This window comes from Xenorhabdus sp. PB62.4, assembly GCF_014467285.1.
Taxonomy (GTDB): domain Bacteria; phylum Pseudomonadota; class Gammaproteobacteria; order Enterobacterales; family Enterobacteriaceae; genus Xenorhabdus.
Map to the genome: position 1 here is coordinate 1 of NZ_NKHR01000077.1, position 1512 is coordinate 1512.

3 protein-coding genes are annotated in these 1512 nt (G+C 49.5%); 1 reads left to right on the forward strand and 2 read right to left on the reverse strand.

The window, feature by feature from the left end; all coding sequences use genetic code 11:
* Positions 1 to 100 precede the first annotated feature (100 nt).
* Positions 101 to 424, reverse strand: a complete 324-nt coding sequence (locus Xenpb_RS19245; protein ID WP_368666851.1) for a SymE family type I addiction module toxin — start codon at positions 422 to 424, stop codon at positions 101 to 103.
* A gap of 76 nt (positions 425 to 500) precedes the next feature.
* A complete protein-coding gene (locus Xenpb_RS19250) occupies positions 501 to 860 on the reverse strand; it encodes a helix-turn-helix domain-containing protein (protein WP_368666852.1) in 360 nt (119 codons plus the stop codon).
* 131 nt (positions 861 to 991) lie between these two features.
* On the opposite strand from Xenpb_RS19250, the gene Xenpb_RS19255 reads away from it, so the two are divergent.
* On the forward strand, positions 992 to 1512 hold a 521-nt coding region (locus tag Xenpb_RS19255; RefSeq protein WP_255523219.1), incomplete at its 3' end, for a CHC2 zinc finger domain-containing protein.

The window sequence follows — 1512 nt, forward strand, 5'->3', positions numbered from 1 at the left end:
TTAAATATTTTTGACAAAGTAATATAACAATATGAAAAAGCCGGAAAGATCCCTGCAATCTTCCGGCTTTGTTCTTTTAAGAGCTGCTCATTCCCTGCTCTTAGCGGCTTGTGTAGTCACCAATCAGTTCCCGCATCTTGAGCTTAATCTCACTGAGCTGGTCTTGCTGGCGCTGGTACTGTTGCTTAATGGTGTGGGTGTCGTCACTGTCAGGGATCAGCACCAGACAGCCATCCATGATTTTGACGGTGAGTGTGCCACCAATATCAAACCCCGCAGCCTTAAGCCACCTTCCCGTTAAATTTATTGCGGGTCTGGGGTTCGGCCTGCCGTTTTGCGGCACGTATCCCACGGTGTAATAACGTTCGGTTTTTGTCGCTTTATTTACGGCACGGTTTTGCCTAGAATGCGCCTTAGCCATCATTCAACTCCTACTAAGTTGGTTGTGGTTAGCAGGTTGCCCGTGTTAGAGCACGGACAATCTGCGATCATTTTATGGGCTACTCTTTCTTCTTAGTGGCCTGCCTTACTGAATCCCAGCGCCGTGACTGATACTTGATAATGAGGCTTTCCAGCACTTCCCGCACAATACCTTGTTCATCCTCAGGAAGTTGACTGATAGCTTCAAACTGCAATGAAAGCTCACCTGTTGGCACACGTTCATGTGTATCAAATAACAAAAAGTCCGTGCTGACATTCAGCGACGTTGCAATCTTTTTCAATACCTCAAGGGAAGGCTGTGCCTGCCCTGTCTCGTACTTCTTCCAGCTATTAGCATGAATGCCAATCGCATCCGCCATTGCCTGTTGGGATAGGCTGCGTTGTTTACGTAACGCAATGAGTCTTTCAGATAAAGGCATAGGTAAACACCAGTAAATAGAATGACTCATGATTCTACTCCCAAAAAAATAACCGCTTGACTATGGTACATGTATGTGTGCCATAATAAAACATATAAATGGTCTTGACAAGGTTTTGAGGGAACAAAGATATGGCTCGCATTCCCGAAGCAGAATTACAGCACCTGAAAGCCGCTGTCTCTTTAGTTGCCATCATTGAGCAACAAGGGCGGCAGTTGTTTAAGCGCGGTAAGGACATGATCGTGCTGTGCCCGTTCCATCAGGAGAAAACGCCCTCGATGGTTATTACCCCATCGAAAAATCTCTACCATTGTTTTGGCTGTGATGCGGGCGGTTCCGTGCTGGACTGGGTAATGCAAACTGAGGGCCTGAGCCTGCGCCATGCCGTGGAGCGCTTACGTGCCGTGCTGGGGCACAATCCGGCGGTGGAGCCGCTGGTGCAGCCTGCGGAGCTGGCCGATGAGACTGTCGGGCAACAGGTATTGCTGTCACGGGTGGTTGCGTTTTATCACCATACGCTGCTGAATGCGCCGGAAGCCCAGGCTTATCTGGCGAAGCGGCGGCTCAACCATCCTGAACTGGTCGCGCAGTTTAAGCTGGGCTTTGCCAACCGCACGCTGGGCTACCGTCTGCCACCGAAAAAAGTCAAAGC